Here is a 13,960-nt window from a genome sequence, read left to right as displayed (position 1 = left end):
GGCGTGGGCGACCGCTGCCTATCGCAAATCAGGAGTGTGGTCAAACAGCCGCCTGTGGGCGCTGATCGCATAGGTGTCGGTCATGCCGGCCAGATAATCGCCGACATGGCGGGCCTTCGGCGCATCGGACAGGCCGGCGATATGATCGACCCAGTAATGGCTTTGCATCTCCTTCGGATTGGTCATGTAGGCGGCAAAGAGATCGGTGACGATCTGGGCGGCACCGGCACGGATACGCATGATGTCGGGATTGCGGTAGATGCGTTTGAAGAGCATCGTCTTGATCTGCCGGTCGGTCTCGGCCATCCCCTCGGAAAAGGTGGCAATAACCTGGCCGGCGCCGCGGATGTCGCCCGCACTCTCAGGGCGCAAGAGGGACAGGCGCTGCTGCGCTACGCCGATCACGTCTTCGACCATGCGGGTGATCTGGCGGCGCATGATCTCATGGGTGAAGCGGCTCGGCTCCAGGTGCGGATATCGCTCCCTCACCTCGGCCATTAGCCCGGCAAGAAACGGGATTTCCTCCAGCATGTCGAAAGTCAGGTAGCCGGAACGCAGGCCATCGTCGATATCGTGGGTATTATAAGCGATGTCGTCGGCGATCGCCGCGACCTGGGCTTCGAGGCTGGCATAGCTTGCAAGCTCGAGATCGTGCAGCTCGCAATAATCGAGGATCGGCTGCGGAACGGGACCGTGCGTGCCGACTCCATCGGGCGTCAGAAGCGGACCATTGTGCTTGACGAGACCTTCCAGGCTTTCCCATGTCAGGTTGATGCCGTCAAATTCGGCATAACGCCTCTCCAGCTTGGTCACGATGCGCAGCGATTGTGCATTGTGGTCGAAGCCGCCATAGGGCAGCAGCACCTCGTGCAGCGCATCCTCGCCTGTATGACCGAACGGCGTGTGGCCGAAATCGTGCACGAGCGCCACGCCTTCGGCCAGATCCTCGTCGAGCTTCAGCGCGCGGGCCAGAGCGCGGGCGATCTGCGCCACTTCGATCGTATGCGTCAGCCGGGTGCGGTAATGATCGCCGTCCTGGGCGATGAAAACCTGGGTCTTGTGCTTCAGCCGGCGGAAGGCGGTGGTGTGGACGATGCGGTCGCGGTCACGCTGGAAATCGGAGCGGGTCGGGCTTCCGTCCTCCTGATAGAGCCGTCCGCGCGTCGTCCAGGGGTCGGCCGCATAGACCGCCCTTTCACTGCTGCCGAAACCCAAAGCCCGCGTATCGATCGTCATTCTTCACCGTCATCCTGCAAGTTGCCGCATCTGCCCATTGACGCCGCTTTGTGCTCTTCATACCTATAGGTCGATGAAACGGCAAAGAGGCTCTTCCCTAATCGCTTCGACGCATCATCGCCTTTTCGTGAAGATCATGGTAAGTTTCTTTGATATCAGGCATTTGAACATTCGAGTGCCAAAACCCATTCTCTCCGGATCTTGACCCCGGCAGGAGGAAATATGACGGATACAAGTGTAACCCTTTCAGATGCCGCGGCAAAGCGTATCGCTGCGATCGTCGGCGCCGAAGCCGGCAAGAGCGCCTTGCGCGTTTCCGTCGAAGGCGGCGGCTGTTCGGGCTTTTCCTACAAGTTCGATCTTGCCGACAGCGCAGCGGACGACGACATCATCGTCGAGAAGAACAATGCCAAAGTGCTGATCGACAGCCTGTCGCTCGTCTACATGGCGGGCTCGGAGATCGATTTCGTCGACAATCTGCTTGGCCAATCCTTCCAGATCAAGAACCCGAATGCGGTGGCAAGCTGCGGCTGCGGCACCAGTTTCTCGATCTGAACGTCTAAACGCACGGACTCCTCATCAAACCGGCCGAAGAATTCCTTCCGGCCGGTTTATCGTCTTGTCCGCCGGTGAAAGACCGCGATAAAAGAAGCGCACTAAAGTGCGCTGCATCGACGCTGATTCATGCGGTGCGCCTTAGCCCTTTGTTTTTATGCCTGTCGTTATCCCAGAACGGCTGCACACTTCTGGGCGACATGCATTATGCGGAACGAGACAGAGCCATGAAGATCGCGACCTGGAACATCAACGGCGTCAAGGCGCGCATCGACAATCTCACGCAATGGCTGAAGGATTCCGATCCGGATATCGTCTGCCTGCAGGAGATCAAGACGGTCAACGAAGGTTTCCCGCGGCTGGAGATCGAGGCGCTCGGTTATCACGTCGAGACGCACGGCCAGAAAGGCTTCAATGGCGTGGCGATCCTCTCCAAGAATTCACCTTTCGAAGTGAACCGTGGTCTGCCCGGCGATCCGCTGGACGAACAGGCGCGTTTCCTCGAAGCGGCGTTCACGCTGTCCGATACGCGCATCCTGCGCGTCTGCTGCATCTACCTACCAAACGGCAATCCTGTCGAAACGGAGAAATATCCATACAAGCTCGCCTGGATGGAGCGTCTACGGACGTTCGCCGCTGAACGGCTGGCCTATGAGGAGATGCTGGTTCTTGCCGGCGATTACAATGTCATTCCGGAACCGCACGACTGCTTCGATCCCAAGGTCTGGGAAAACGACGCATTGTTTCTGCCACAGACGCGGGAGGCGTTCCGAAGGCTCGAAAATCTCGGGCTGACGGATGCGGTGCGCGCGACGACGGATGCGACGCAGTTCTATTCCTTCTGGGATTATCAGGCCGGCGCCTGGCCGAAAAACAACGGCATCCGCATCGACCATCTGCTGCTATCGCCGGAAGCTGCCGACCGAATGACATCGGCAGCGATCGAAAAACATGTGCGGGCCTGGGAAAAGCCGTCCGATCACGTGCCTGTCATCGCCTATTTCGATTTGGCGGGCTGAGCGCCCGATCGGCGCTTAGAGCGGTTCAGCTTTTACGGGCGCAGGACCGCTCTAACCTTTTGTTTTGACGCAATTCCGGACGGAAAACCGCTTCGCACTTTTCCCGGAACTGCTCTAGTCGGAACCGCTCGCGATGGTGTGCGACAGCGATACCGCCGTGCGTCGGTCGGATTCGTTGGCAACCGAGAAGGCCTGCTCCTGCAGCGCTTCCATCCAGCCGCAGTCCTTGGGCTTGCAGCGGTCGAGTGCTGCCGTCATTAGCGCCAGGCCGCGAGCCGTCTGGCCTTCGTCGAACAGAATATTGCCGAAGACCGCCATGGCGCCAGGATGGCCACTCTTGCGAGCCTGGTTTAGCCATTTCTTGGCTTGCTGCGGGCTGGCATTGCCGCCCTCGCCGGCCAGCATCATCTGCGCCAGCTGGAACTGCGCCTCGGGCACGCCAAAGGTGGAGGCCACCTGAAAATAAAGCTGGCGCGCCTGGCTGAGGTCGATCCTGACCGGGCTGCCGGCAATGCCATGCTTGTAATAACTGGCGAGCGAGAGCAGCGCGTTGACGAAGAAACCCGTATCTTCCGAACCAGGTTCGACGCCCTGCTGGGCGATCTCGCTATAGATCTTGAAGGCTTCAAAATCATCCTGCGTGACACCGTCGCCGTCGGCATACATGTTGGCGAGCGCCCAGCGCGAGCCTGTGTGCCCCTTTTCGGCGGCGTATTTATAAGCTTCGACCGCCTCTTCCTTCTGGCCGTTCTTATAGGCTTTGAAGCCGAACTTGAAGAGATCGAAGGGGCCGGATTCCTTGCTAACGCCGCCTTTGATATCGAATGCGCGGCATGGACCGGACAGCGCCAGCGCTACGGCTATCGACATGCCCACCAGCATGAATTTGAACAGTTTGAACTCGGACGTCACCATTTCAACCGATTTCTTTCGTTCATCCCAGGCAGGCGGCAACGGCGCTGGCGCCGTGCATCCCGCGGATGTATTCCTTCGAGGCGAGCGATCCCGCGGCGAGCTCCATGGCTCCTTTGCCCGCGTCGCATCCAGCCCACTGGCCTTTTCTCAAAGGCGATATTCTCAGCACATCCTTCAGAGCCACCCGGCTCCCGGCATGGCCCGACCGCAATTTCCGCGGCACTATTTCGGCAGGTGCGGCATCCGCCTTCCCGCCCTCATCGCATTCGTAAACACTAAATGTGACGAAACCGGTATCGACATTTCCGGCAAAGCCGGGCTGCTCATCCGAGCGGGTCGAAAACGATGACAATGAATGGATCGACGACTTAGTCGCGAGGCCGGATTGGCGGCTGGAACAGCCGTGTTCGAAAAGCGAAACGACCGCAATCAAACGATTATTGCCAATCGCGCAGTACGATCTGTTGTACCCGGAAAAAAATCGACCCATGCTACTCTTTACACGCACCGTATGCCTGCCATCTCCTCGCCCGCAAATAGCGCTGCGCCCTCTTTGTGGCGGGAAATGGACAAATTCGCCCCACTACCACCATACGCCAAACGTCGTAAAAATGTGTTGCTGAATCGTCACAAAGCGGGACCGGGTAATGGCATGATTAACGGGCGCGAATAAAGTAGAGCCCGGCACCGCCGGGCTCTTCAATTCTTCAAATGGGAGAATTAGAACTTGATCTTTAGGCTCGTCGACAGCGCGGCGACCAGATCGTTGCCAAAGGAATAGGAGACATCATCTCCAAATGTGACGCCGTTCTGGGTCACGACGCCGGATGAACCGCTCGTCAACACGCCCACGGCACCGGCGACGCGCCATTCGATATGTTCGGTCGGCGTGAAGGCTGCACCGAGCCCCAGCGTCCAGCTATCGGTCTGCGCGCCATAGCCCTGGCTGGTGCCGCGGTCCCAGGTGAGGCTGACTGCACCTGCCCACTGGTCGTTGAACTTGTGGCCGACACCACCGGAGATCGTCCAGCCGTCCTGGTAAAGAAGGTCGAGCGAAGTTAGACCACCCGCTGGGCAAGGCAACCCGTTGGTCGGGCAGAATGCTACCGACTGCAGGACACTCCAATTTGTCCATTTAACCGATCCGAATGCAAGCCAATCCGGAGCGATGCCGCTTTGTAACTTCAGCTCCAGAGAATCCGGTGCTTCGGCGGAACCGGAAACAGGTGTGACCTGGCCCCCATATAGCGGCACAATTGGAACCTGACGCAGATCAACGGTCCCGGTCAGGTTATCGTAGTTGACACGGCTGTTATAGACGAGGCTCGCACGCATCGCATATTCCGGTATCTCGTAGGCGAGACCGGCGCGCCAGCCCCAGCCGCTATCGTCGATATCGAGGCGACCGACGCCAGTTCCGGTACCGAGCAGAAGCGGAAGCGTTGAAACCAGACGTTCCTTGAAGCCTTCGACTTCCTGATAGAAAGCGCCGCCGATGAAGCGAAGCTGCCCAGGGCCAACATCAAAACGATAGGAGCAGGTGCCGCCATAGTTGCGGGTTTTGATCTCTGTCTCAATGTTATTGTTGGCGCCGGCCCAGTTCACACCGGGGTCGGTATGCCCGCCGAAGGGCTCTGAATAGTCGACCAAGCAGTCGATTGCGTCGCCAAATCCAGCCTTAAAGCCAATATAAGGGAGGGTGTAATTTGAGGTATCGTCAGCTGTGTTTGGACGGCTGTTCAGATTGCCGCCGCCTGAGAATATCGACGTATCCGTATCTCGGACATCCTTCAGCCTGCGTTGCGGTGTGACGTAGGTCACACCGGACTGAAACGTGAAAGGCGACGTGTCGAACAACTGATCGATGTTATAGCCGCCGCGCTCCAGCCCCCCGGCGAAGGACGGCGATGCAAGCGACGAAAGAAGAACGAGCGACGTTATGCCCCTGGAAAGCCTACGAGATGCCATTGTGTCTCCCCCACTCCAGCAATTGATTTGATCCCACTCTAGTAAGTGTTCGCGTGATATGGCAACGCGCCCTACGGCAGCGCTCCCGGGCATTGCAATGACCAACTTACGTAAAGAAATTGACGGACACGTCAAAAAACCTGGTTAATAAAATTTTATTCCAGACTTGTCTAATTTCAGGTGGGCTTTTGGGTTTTCATTCCAAACATTGCGGAATCTGTATCAATCCCACAACAGCGGCAGTTTCCGCCCTCTGGACGCCCGTTCAGCCACAATCCACAGGTTCCGCGCCCGAAACTGGCCGTTTTCGCGACCGAATCGCATGCGCCCAGAACGACAAAAAGACGCGCCGGCGGAGGGCGCGTCTTTGAAATAACTTACCAAAATGGGCCGGTGAAACTTACCCGGCTTCGCTCACCCTGGAAAGAGCGATCCTCAGGCTGGCGATCTGATCCTTCAGTTCCTCGAGACGATCGCGCTCGGCTTCGACCACGTCGGGATTGGCGTTGGCGACGAACTTCTCGTTGGAGAGCTTGCCATCGATGCGGGAGATCTCACCTTCCATCTTGGCAATCGCCTTTTCCAAGCGAGCCTTTTCGGCGGAAAGGTCGATCAGATTGCCGAGCGGCAGGCAGATGGTAGCCTCGGCGACGACGATCTGAGCGGCACCCTTGGGCGCATCCTCAGCCAGCGATATCGCCTCGACGCGCGCAAGCCGCTTGATGGCGGCGTCGTGGCGGAACAGCCTTTCGCGTGTCAGGTTATTGGCCTTGACGACGACGAGCGGCGCTGTCGCCGACGGCGGCACATTCATTTCGGCGCGCACCGAACGGATGCCGGAAACGAGGTCGATCAGCCAGTTGATCTCGTCGGCGGCCCGGTCGTCGGCATAGGACGGCGCCGGCCATTCGGCATGGCAGACCAATGTGTCGCGCTCTTTGCCTTCGCCTGCCGTATGCGCCCAAAGCTCTTCGGTCATGAAGGGCATGAACGGATGCAGCAGCTTGTAGATCTCTTCGAGAATATAAGCGCTGCAGGCCTGGGCTTCCGCCTTGGCGCCCTCGTCTTCGCCATTGAAAACCGGCTTCAACAGCTCGAGATACCAGTCGCAGACCTCGTTCCAGACGAAGCGATAGAGCGCACCCGCGGCATCGTTGAAGCGGAAGGCTTCCAGCGCTTCCGTAACGTCACGTTCCGTACGGGCAAGTTCCGTCAGGATCCAGCGGTTGATGGTGAGTTCGGCGGCCTCCGGCACGAAGTGCGGGTCGCTCTTCGCACCATTCATCTCAGCGAAGCGCGTGGCGTTCCAGAGCTTGGTGCCGAAATTGCGGTAGCCGGCAATGCGGGCCGGATCGAGCTTCACGTCGCGGCCCTGCGCCGCCATGATCGCCAGGGTGAACCGCAGCGCGTCGGCGCCATATTCGTCGATCAGCTCCAAGGGATCGATGACATTGCCCTTCGATTTCGACATCTTCTGCCCATTCTTGTCGCGCACCAGCGCGTGGACATAGACGGTCTGGAAGGGCTCGATGGGTTCGCCGTCCTCGTCCTTCATGAAGTGCAGGCCCATCATCATCATGCGGGCAACCCAGAAGAAGATGATGTCGAAGCCGGTAACGAGAACATTGGTCGGGTAATAACGCGCCAGCTCCGGCCTCTCGTCCGGCCAGCCGAGCGTCGAGAAGGGCCAGAGTGCTGAGGAGAACCAGGTGTCGAGCACGTCCTCGTCACGCGTCAGGATCTCGCCCGGCTTGAAGTTTTCGAGCAGGTCCTCGACATAGGCCTTCATCGACCCCTCATGCGAGAGGTAATGCTGGATCGCCGCCTGCAGCGCCTCTTCCTCGGTCTTTTCAACGAAGACCTGGCCGTCCGGGCCGTACCAGGCGGGGATCTGGTGACCCCACCAGAGCTGACGGGAGACGCACCAGGGCTGGATGTTTTCCATCCATTCGTAATAGGTCTTGTCCCAGCTCTTCGGCACCATCCTGGTGCGGCCTTCGCGGACCGAGGCGATCGCCGGCTCGGCGAGCGTCTTGGCATCGACATACCATTGTTCGGTCAGCCGCGGCTCGATCGGCACGCCGCCGCGGTCGCCGTGCGGGACCATGTGCTTGTGCGGCTCGATCTTGTCGACGAGGCCCGCCTCTTCGAGAATCTCGACGATGACCTTGCGCGCATAGAAACGGTCCTGCCCTTCCAGGCGGTCCCAGGCGCCATGCAGCGCCGCCGGATTGTCGAGGCCTTCGAGGAAATCCTCATTGTCCTTGATGGTGATCGTGCCGTCGCCGTTCATGATATTGATGACGCGAAGACCTGCGCGCTTGCCGACGTCGAAGTCGTTGAAATCGTGCGCGGGCGTTATCTTCACCGCGCCGGTGCCGGCAGCCGGATCGGCATAATCGTCGGCAACGATCGGAATCCTGCGGCCGACGATCGGCAGAATGACATGCTTGCCGACAATGCCCTGATAGCGTTCATCCTTCGGATTGACGGCCACACCGGTATCGCCCAGCATGGTCTCCGGTCGTGTCGTTGCGACGACCACATAATCGCGCGTCTCGAATTCGGTCGGCTTGCCTTCCTCATCGAATGCAATCGGGTATTGGTAGGTTACGCCCTTTTCCAGCGGATAGCGCAGGTGCCAGAGATTGCCCTTGACCTCGTGCTGCTCGACTTCGATATCGGAAATCGCCGTCAAGAGTTTCGGATCCCAATTGACCAGACGCTTGTCGCGATAGATCAGGCCCTGCTTGTAGAGCGTGACGAAAACTTCGAGAACGGCCTTCGACAGGCCTTCGTCCATGGTGAAACGTTCACGCGACCAGTCGCATGACGCACCCAGGCGCTTCAGCTGGTTGAAGATCAGGCCGCCCGATTCAGCCTTCCATTCCCAGACCTTGTCGATGAAGGCTTCGCGGCCCATGTCGCGGCGGCCCGGCAGCTGCTGTTCCATCAGCTTGCGCTCGACGACCATCTGCGTGGCGATGCCGGCGTGGTCCATGCCCGGCTGCCAGAGCACGTCCTTGCCGCGCATGCGCTCGAAGCGCACCAGGATGTCCTGCAGCGTGTTGTTCAGCGCATGGCCCATGTGCAGCGAACCGGTGACATTCGGCGGCGGGATTACGATGGTAAAGGTCTCGGCCCCGGCTTTGGCGTTCGCGCCGGCGCGGAAAGCGTCCGCCTCATCCCATATCGCGGCGATTTTCGGTTCGACGGCAGCGGAATCATAGGTCTTGTCGAGCATTTTCTGACCAATTTCGAGGTTCGAGGATGGGCGTTTGTAAATAGGATGGCCACGGCCAAGTCAATAAAAAAGCCGCCCCGGAGACCGGAGCGGCTTTTCAGGAAAAAGCAATCCGATCAGCGGCGCGGGCCGCGGGCCACGCGCTCGATTTCCTCGCGCACCAACCGCTCGACCAGTGTCGGCAGATTATCATCCAGCCATTCGCGCAGCATCGGGCGCAGCATGTCCTCTGCGATCTCGTCCAGCGAGCGGCGCTCGGCACCGTCGATCGCGGCGGCGAGTTCCTCGAAGGAGCGGCTGATCTGCAGGCCGGCATCCTCCGAAAGCAGCGTCGGCTGGACCTCGTCCATGACGCTCGGCAGGAAACGGTCGGTCGACGACTGGGCGGGTTCCAACGCCGGCGGCACTGTTTCGACAGCAGGCGCTGGCTCGGCGACGGCCACCTCGGGCGTTTCCATAACAACCGGCTCGGCCGGCTGCTGGGTTGCAACATGCTGAACGGGCGCTGCGGCAGCCGAGAAAACAGGCTGCGGCTGTGGTGCCGCGGCGCGCAGCGGTTCCGGCATCACGGCCGACTGCGGTTCGGGCTGGCGGAAACCGCTCGGAATTTCGCGCAGCGCCTGACCGGCTTGCACGGCGCTGCGCTCGGAGGCAGCGCGCACGCGGGCGGCGACATCGGCAAGCGACAGCGCGCGGGCCGGCACTTCTGCTTCGGGAGCGGTGCCGGCCGAATTGGCGGCGACGAAACGCGGATCGGAGGAGCGCATGACCGGTTCGGGGAACTCCACACCGGCATAGGTGTCGTCGACCGTCAGATGGATTTCGGAGCTGTTATCATCCTCGTCGGCGCCGTAGACCGGCGGCAGGGATGCAGAAATCGCCTTGCCGGCGCCGGGCTCATTGCTTTCGATAATCTGGCGGATGGAGGCCAGAATTTCTTCCATGGACGGTTCACGCACTACACTTGGCTGAGCCATATCTATCCCCGTTATTCCAAAACAACGATCGGATGGTGTGGAGCATTCATCCGAATCACCACGACCTTAGAATACCCCAGGCGTGAAAAAAATCATCGCGAATCAAATGAATGCGGCCATGCACAGTTTTGTTACCTGAAGTTTGCCACCCGCAAAGCCTGTCGCGATGTTGCGGAGGAAACATCCCGTGAAACAGAAGTTCAAGCGCATCACATCCATCCGGTCCGGCGTGGCGACGTCAGGATAAACGACGTTTGTGAAGGCTTTCCAGCGGCGCGGATAAAAAACGGGCGCCGATGGCGCCCGTCGCTGAATTTCGTCGGCAAGAACGATGTCAGAAAACGAATTCGCGCGTCTTGGCGAAACCTGGCAGCGGCTTGACCGAGGCATTGAAGAAGACGTTTTCCGAAATGGCGCCGCGCTCGGCGACGAAGACCTTAGCGCGGGCGGCATTGCCGTAACCTTCGACCGTAATCAGACGGCCACCATCGCGCAATTGACCGAGAAGGGCGGCCGGAACCTCTTCGACTGCGCCGTTGACGAAGATCAGATCATAGGGAGCGCCGGCAGCATAGCCCTTTTCGAGCGGGCCGGTCACGACTTCGACTTTGGCGTAGCCGGCAAGCTGCGCCTTCGCTTCAGTGGCTAGCGTCTCGTCACATTCAAGCGCGATGACGGAACCGGCAATGATCGATAACAGCGCCGATGTGTAACCGGTGCCGCAACCGACTTCGAGCACGAAATCATCCTTGGTGATCGCGGCCAGCTGCAGCAGCTTGGCGAGCGGCGACGCTTCCATCAGGAAGCGGGGCGGCTTTCCCGGTGCGGCTGCGGAGATCTCGACATCGTTGTCGATATAAGCCAGCAGTTTCGCCTTCTCCGGCACAAAAGCCTCACGCGGCACCGTGAGAAACGCCGTCAGCACGGAATGCGAGGTAACGTCCGTCGTGCGAACCTGGGTATCGACCATCTTTGCGCGCGCTGCTTCGAAATCCATCATGTCCTCTCGCTCTTAAAAAGCGGTTCCTGTCCCTCGTCTCTTAATCTCCGCCACGGATGCTTTCAAGGCTTGGCAGCCGCCCGCGAAAAGAATCCGGCCGACGCCTCTTCCGCGCCACAGGGGCAGGATGGACGCTGCAACCCCAGCGTCGAACTTTCCGCCCCTTCATGTTATGATCTGCAACGGAGGAATAGGAGGAGCAGGCCATGTCTGCGATTTTCGAGTATTTCACGCTGTTCGATTTTTTCATCGTCGCAGTGCTCATCGGCATATTCTGCTGCGGGCTGCTAGACGGCGAAACGACTTGGAAGCGATAGGGCGACGAAACGCGCTCGGAGATACCTTGCATGGCGTCTGCGGCAATCATGCCCGGCGCAGGTCTGGCACGCGTTCGTTTCTTTTTGAAATCCAGTCCCGACAGCCGCACGCGCATTAACGTTACGTCAACCATTTTGTTGCGGCGCCCTCGCCTTGCGCTATGGGTGTGCACATGCAAACCTTCATGATCCAATCGCGCGGCATAGAAGCGCTTCACTACAATGCCGATGCCCGCCTGCTGCTGATCAAATACAGCAGCGGCGACAATCGCAGCTTCACCCGCATTTCGCCCCACGGCATGCGGCGGCTTCTCGGCACCGGCCGCGAAATCGAAACCGGCCCCGAATTGAGCGACCTGCAATATCAGGCGCAAATCCGGAGAGGCGGCCTGAAAGCGCTCTGCCGCCTCACGAGAATCAATCCGTTACAGTTCGATTTTTCGCCCGGCCAGCGGGTCTGGTAGCATCGCGCCTCAGGCATTAACGCGGCGCCGCTGAGCCTGCAGCGTTTCACATAGTTTATGTCATGTAGAAGATGTTGGAGGCCTCGCCCGGAATTGAACCGGGGTACAAGGATTTGCAGTCCTCTGCGTCACCACTCCGCCACGAGGCCTCACCTGTGACCGACATCGAAAAATATCGTGTGGTGGCCGCGATTTAGACCAGGTCTAGAATGAGCGCAAGACTTTTCATCCTGAATGCGGTCCTTTTTTATTCTGAATAGCCGTTTGCTGAACGTTCCGGAACCGCCCTGCCCGATCTCGTAAACTGCCGCTTTGTCGGACGCGGCAGCGGGCCTTTGTCGGTCGACTGTTGAACAACCGAACGCTTGGTAACCATTGTCACAAAAGTCCAGAAATAGTGCTTGCGCAATTACTCGCGTGAGCTGTAGCTAATTACTTAGGGTGGGGAACATTCATGAACATAATAAATCACGCGGGCATCGCCCCGGCGGTAGCTATAGCGTCGCCGGACGAGGAAGTTATTCAGCTTCTGTATATGACAGCGAAGGAAGCTGATCTCTGCTGTCTCATGACTGACGGGGAATGGGAAGATTACGACAAAACCGTTGTAAATCGCGCATGCGATCTCGGTCTCGTCAGTATTCATAGCCCTGGTGGCGGGTGGAGTTACGTGACCGGTTGGCGGCTTACAAAACTCGGCAAGCGGACAGTCGGGATCCCGGTAAAGTCTGGCATCCTATCCCGTCTACTGGCCTTCTTCATCCAGCCTTGAGCGTTAAGTCGACTGCGTAAACGGCCGCGGTATCCTGCTCCTCCCGCAGCCCCTTATAAGACGCGTGCCGGAGCTTCCCGTCATGCGTCCAGGCTCGATATTCGATCTCAGCAACAAGCTCCGGGCGGACGAAGACGGCATTTCGCTTCCTTCCTGTGTCGATGGCGGGCTTGGCGATGATCAGCTTGTCCATCTGCTCCCGCAGATCAGCGGCGGATCGTTCGTTAAACCCGGTCCCCACTCCCCCAACATAGACGAGTTCATCTCCCTTGCGCGCGGCGAGCAGAAGGCGCCCGATGCCTCCCGAACGATGCCGTTGATTTCTCATAGCCGACAATCGCGAAGCCGTCGCTCTGGATGCACTTGATCTTCAGCCATTCGCCGCCGCGACCGCTGCGATAGGTGCTATTCCGGTCTTTCGCGATGATCCCTTCGAGCCCATGCTCGCAGGCGATACGCAACAGCACGTCACCATCAGCCTCGATCTCCTCGGATAGCCGGATGGCTTCTTCGCCGCCGGCGGGTACCAAGCCCTCGAGGAGATGGCGCCGGGCGCCAAGCTCGGCTCCGGTAAGGTCGCGGCGTCAAAATAAAGCAGGTCGAATGCCATCAGGACCGCCTCGCGCGACATCCTTTTACCGACGCGGCCGCCAAGCGACTGCTGAAGCCTGCCGAAATCCGACCGGCCACGCTCGTCGAACACGACTGCCTCGCCGTCCAGAATGGCTGTGGCGACAGGAAGGCGCCTTGCTTCGGCGGCGATCGCGGGAAACGATCCGTCCACTCGTGGCCGCCGCGGGTCAATATCCTCACGCCGGATGGCTCGATGTGGACGGCCAGGCGATAGCCGTCCCACTTCACCTCGAAGGCCCACTGCGACCCTTTGGGCGGCTTCGGCTTGAGGAGAGCGAGACAGGGATCGATCCGATCCGGCATTGACCGATGATCCGGCGGCCTGCCCTGCCACTGGGGACGTTTGTCCAGAGGATGCCGATCGATGTGAAGCGGAGATGAGCGTGATCCTCGTTTACGAGGTCAGCCGCCTCATCGATGAAGGATGACCGCGCCCATTCGAGAAGATAAGGCGCCGGCTCGAACCGGATGCTGGTGTCATCGATCATGTCTTCGGGGGGCATCGGCCGCTGCTGAATAGCCGGTCCACCACGCATCTTTTTATTTCCGCTTTGATTAAATTCAATTTTCTTTGGAACCTGTGCATCCACCTCGCGCGGCCGGCTCACCTTATCGGATGTGCGGGATCACTCCGCCTTGTCGAAGGTCAGTCGGTAGACGCCGCCGATCTCGAACTGCTCGATGGCGTCCGGGTTAATCACGGTCATCGAAAGTTCGCCTTGGCGCGCTCTCACAAGGTGGTTGCGCTGGCGACCGCGGGCGGTATTGGATCTACCTCGGTCCTAATAGCTGCATGAGCTGTCGCCCTTGGCCTGGAAGCCGTCCGTGCAGCCGAGGTTCAAAGGCTCGTTCATCGAGCG

General features: G+C 59.3%; 12 protein-coding genes, 1 tRNA gene and 1 pseudogene. 4 read left to right on the top strand and 10 right to left on the bottom strand.

From position 1 onward, the window contains the following. Positions 1–18 precede the first annotated feature (18 nt). Positions 19–1,236: a deoxyguanosinetriphosphate triphosphohydrolase gene (locus HFO99_RS20535; RefSeq protein WP_222363217.1), complete on the bottom strand. Its 1,218-nt coding sequence runs from the start codon at positions 1,234–1,236 to the stop codon at positions 19–21. A gap of 222 nt (positions 1,237–1,458) precedes the next feature. Between HFO99_RS20535 and erpA the strand changes: the two genes are divergently transcribed. Together erpA and xth are read left to right on the top strand one after the other, a co-directional pair. Next, positions 1,459–1,791, top strand: a complete 333-nt coding sequence (gene erpA / locus HFO99_RS20530; RefSeq protein ID WP_018073369.1) for an iron-sulfur cluster insertion protein ErpA — start codon at positions 1,459–1,461, stop codon at positions 1,789–1,791. Positions 1,792–2,018: 227 nt separating this feature from the next. Then, positions 2,019–2,810: an exodeoxyribonuclease III gene (gene xth, locus HFO99_RS20525; protein WP_222363216.1), complete on the top strand. Its 792-nt coding sequence runs from the start codon at positions 2,019–2,021 to the stop codon at positions 2,808–2,810. A gap of 114 nt (positions 2,811–2,924) precedes the next feature. Here xth and exoR read toward each other — a convergent pair whose 3' ends face one another. The 6 genes from exoR to HFO99_RS20495 all read right to left on the bottom strand — a co-directional run bounded on the left by exoR (position 2,925) and on the right by HFO99_RS20495 (position 10,914). After that, entirely contained in the window at positions 2,925–3,725 is an 801-nt protein-coding gene (exoR, locus tag HFO99_RS20520; protein ID WP_222363215.1) for an exopolysaccharide production regulator ExoR, read from the bottom strand. 19 nt (positions 3,726–3,744) lie between these two features. Further along, positions 3,745–4,215 carry a hypothetical protein gene (locus HFO99_RS20515; protein WP_222363214.1) on the bottom strand — a complete coding sequence of 157 codons (471 nt, stop codon included), beginning with the start codon at positions 4,213–4,215 and terminating at the stop codon, positions 3,745–3,747. A gap of 230 nt (positions 4,216–4,445) precedes the next feature. Beyond that, positions 4,446–5,693 (bottom strand): OmpP1/FadL family transporter, encoded by a 1,248-nt coding sequence (locus HFO99_RS20510; RefSeq protein ID WP_222363213.1) that lies wholly within the window; start codon positions 5,691–5,693, stop codon positions 4,446–4,448. A 400-nt stretch (positions 5,694–6,093) separates the two neighbouring features. Next, entirely contained in the window at positions 6,094–8,937 is a 2,844-nt protein-coding gene (locus HFO99_RS20505) for a valine--tRNA ligase (RefSeq protein ID WP_222363212.1), read from the bottom strand. A 116-nt stretch (positions 8,938–9,053) separates the two neighbouring features. After that, positions 9,054–9,914, bottom strand: a complete 861-nt coding sequence (locus HFO99_RS20500; protein ID WP_222363211.1) for a PopZ family protein — start codon at positions 9,912–9,914, stop codon at positions 9,054–9,056. Between the two features lie 334 nt (positions 9,915–10,248). Next, positions 10,249–10,914 carry a protein-L-isoaspartate O-methyltransferase family protein gene (locus HFO99_RS20495; protein WP_222335883.1) on the bottom strand — a complete coding sequence of 222 codons (666 nt, stop codon included), beginning with the start codon at positions 10,912–10,914 and terminating at the stop codon, positions 10,249–10,251. A gap of 478 nt (positions 10,915–11,392) precedes the next feature. Here HFO99_RS20495 and HFO99_RS20490 point away from each other — a divergent pair, with 478 nt between their 5' ends. Next, on the top strand, positions 11,393–11,695 hold the full coding sequence (locus HFO99_RS20490) for a hypothetical protein (protein ID WP_222363210.1): 303 nt from the start codon (positions 11,393–11,395) through the stop codon (positions 11,693–11,695). Between the two features lie 75 nt (positions 11,696–11,770). Here the strand turns inward: HFO99_RS20490 and HFO99_RS20485 are convergent. Next, a tRNA-Cys gene (locus HFO99_RS20485) sits at positions 11,771–11,844 on the bottom strand. Positions 11,845–12,149: 305 nt separating this feature from the next. On the opposite strand from HFO99_RS20485, the gene HFO99_RS33495 reads away from it, so the two are divergent. Beyond that, positions 12,150–12,467 carry a hypothetical protein gene (locus tag HFO99_RS33495; RefSeq protein WP_261323245.1) on the top strand — a complete coding sequence of 106 codons (318 nt, stop codon included), beginning with the start codon at positions 12,150–12,152 and terminating at the stop codon, positions 12,465–12,467. Here the strand turns inward: HFO99_RS33495 and ligD are convergent. Next, positions 12,454–13,406: pseudogene (gene ligD / locus HFO99_RS20480) on the bottom strand (non-homologous end-joining DNA ligase); the annotation flags it as partial. The gene HFO99_RS33495 and the pseudogene ligD overlap by 14 nt on opposite strands. Continuing rightward, positions 13,325–13,588 carry a putative metallopeptidase gene (locus HFO99_RS33955; protein ID WP_409994939.1) on the bottom strand — a complete coding sequence of 88 codons (264 nt, stop codon included), beginning with the start codon at positions 13,586–13,588 and terminating at the stop codon, positions 13,325–13,327. The pseudogene ligD and the gene HFO99_RS33955, both read right to left, overlap by 82 nt. Positions 13,589–13,960 lie beyond the last annotated feature (372 nt).

The sequence above is a fragment of the Rhizobium leguminosarum genome (assembly GCF_019798305.1).
Classification (GTDB): domain Bacteria; phylum Pseudomonadota; class Alphaproteobacteria; order Rhizobiales; family Rhizobiaceae; genus Rhizobium; species Rhizobium leguminosarum_U.
Note: the sequence above shows the minus strand (reverse complement) of the source record. Positions and strands in the feature narration are given on the sequence as shown.

Bases quoted from the DNA above. Each gene is read 5' to 3' on its own strand.
- HFO99_RS20535 (WP_222363217.1), bottom strand. From the start codon at position 1,236: ATGACGATCGATACGCGGGCTTTGGGTTTCGGCAGCAGTGAAAGGGCG.
- erpA (WP_018073369.1), top strand. From the start codon at position 1,459: ATGACGGATACAAGTGTAACCCTTTCAGATGCCGCGGCAAAGCGTATC.
- xth (WP_222363216.1), top strand. From the start codon at position 2,019: ATGAAGATCGCGACCTGGAACATCAACGGCGTCAAGGCGCGCATCGAC.
- exoR (WP_222363215.1), bottom strand. From the start codon at position 3,725: ATGGTGACGTCCGAGTTCAAACTGTTCAAATTCATGCTGGTGGGCATG.
- HFO99_RS20515 (WP_222363214.1), bottom strand. From the start codon at position 4,215: ATGGGTCGATTTTTTTCCGGGTACAACAGATCGTACTGCGCGATTGGC.
- HFO99_RS20510 (WP_222363213.1), bottom strand. From the start codon at position 5,693: ATGGCATCTCGTAGGCTTTCCAGGGGCATAACGTCGCTCGTTCTTCTT.
- HFO99_RS20505 (WP_222363212.1), bottom strand. From the start codon at position 8,937: ATGCTCGACAAGACCTATGATTCCGCTGCCGTCGAACCGAAAATCGCC.
- HFO99_RS20500 (WP_222363211.1), bottom strand. From the start codon at position 9,914: ATGGCTCAGCCAAGTGTAGTGCGTGAACCGTCCATGGAAGAAATTCTG.
- HFO99_RS20495 (WP_222335883.1), bottom strand. From the start codon at position 10,914: ATGATGGATTTCGAAGCAGCGCGCGCAAAGATGGTCGATACCCAGGTT.
- HFO99_RS20490 (WP_222363210.1), top strand. From the start codon at position 11,393: ATGGGTGTGCACATGCAAACCTTCATGATCCAATCGCGCGGCATAGAA.
- HFO99_RS33495 (WP_261323245.1), top strand. From the start codon at position 12,150: ATGAACATAATAAATCACGCGGGCATCGCCCCGGCGGTAGCTATAGCG.
- HFO99_RS33955 (WP_409994939.1), bottom strand. From the start codon at position 13,588: ATGATCGATGACACCAGCATCCGGTTCGAGCCGGCGCCTTATCTTCTC.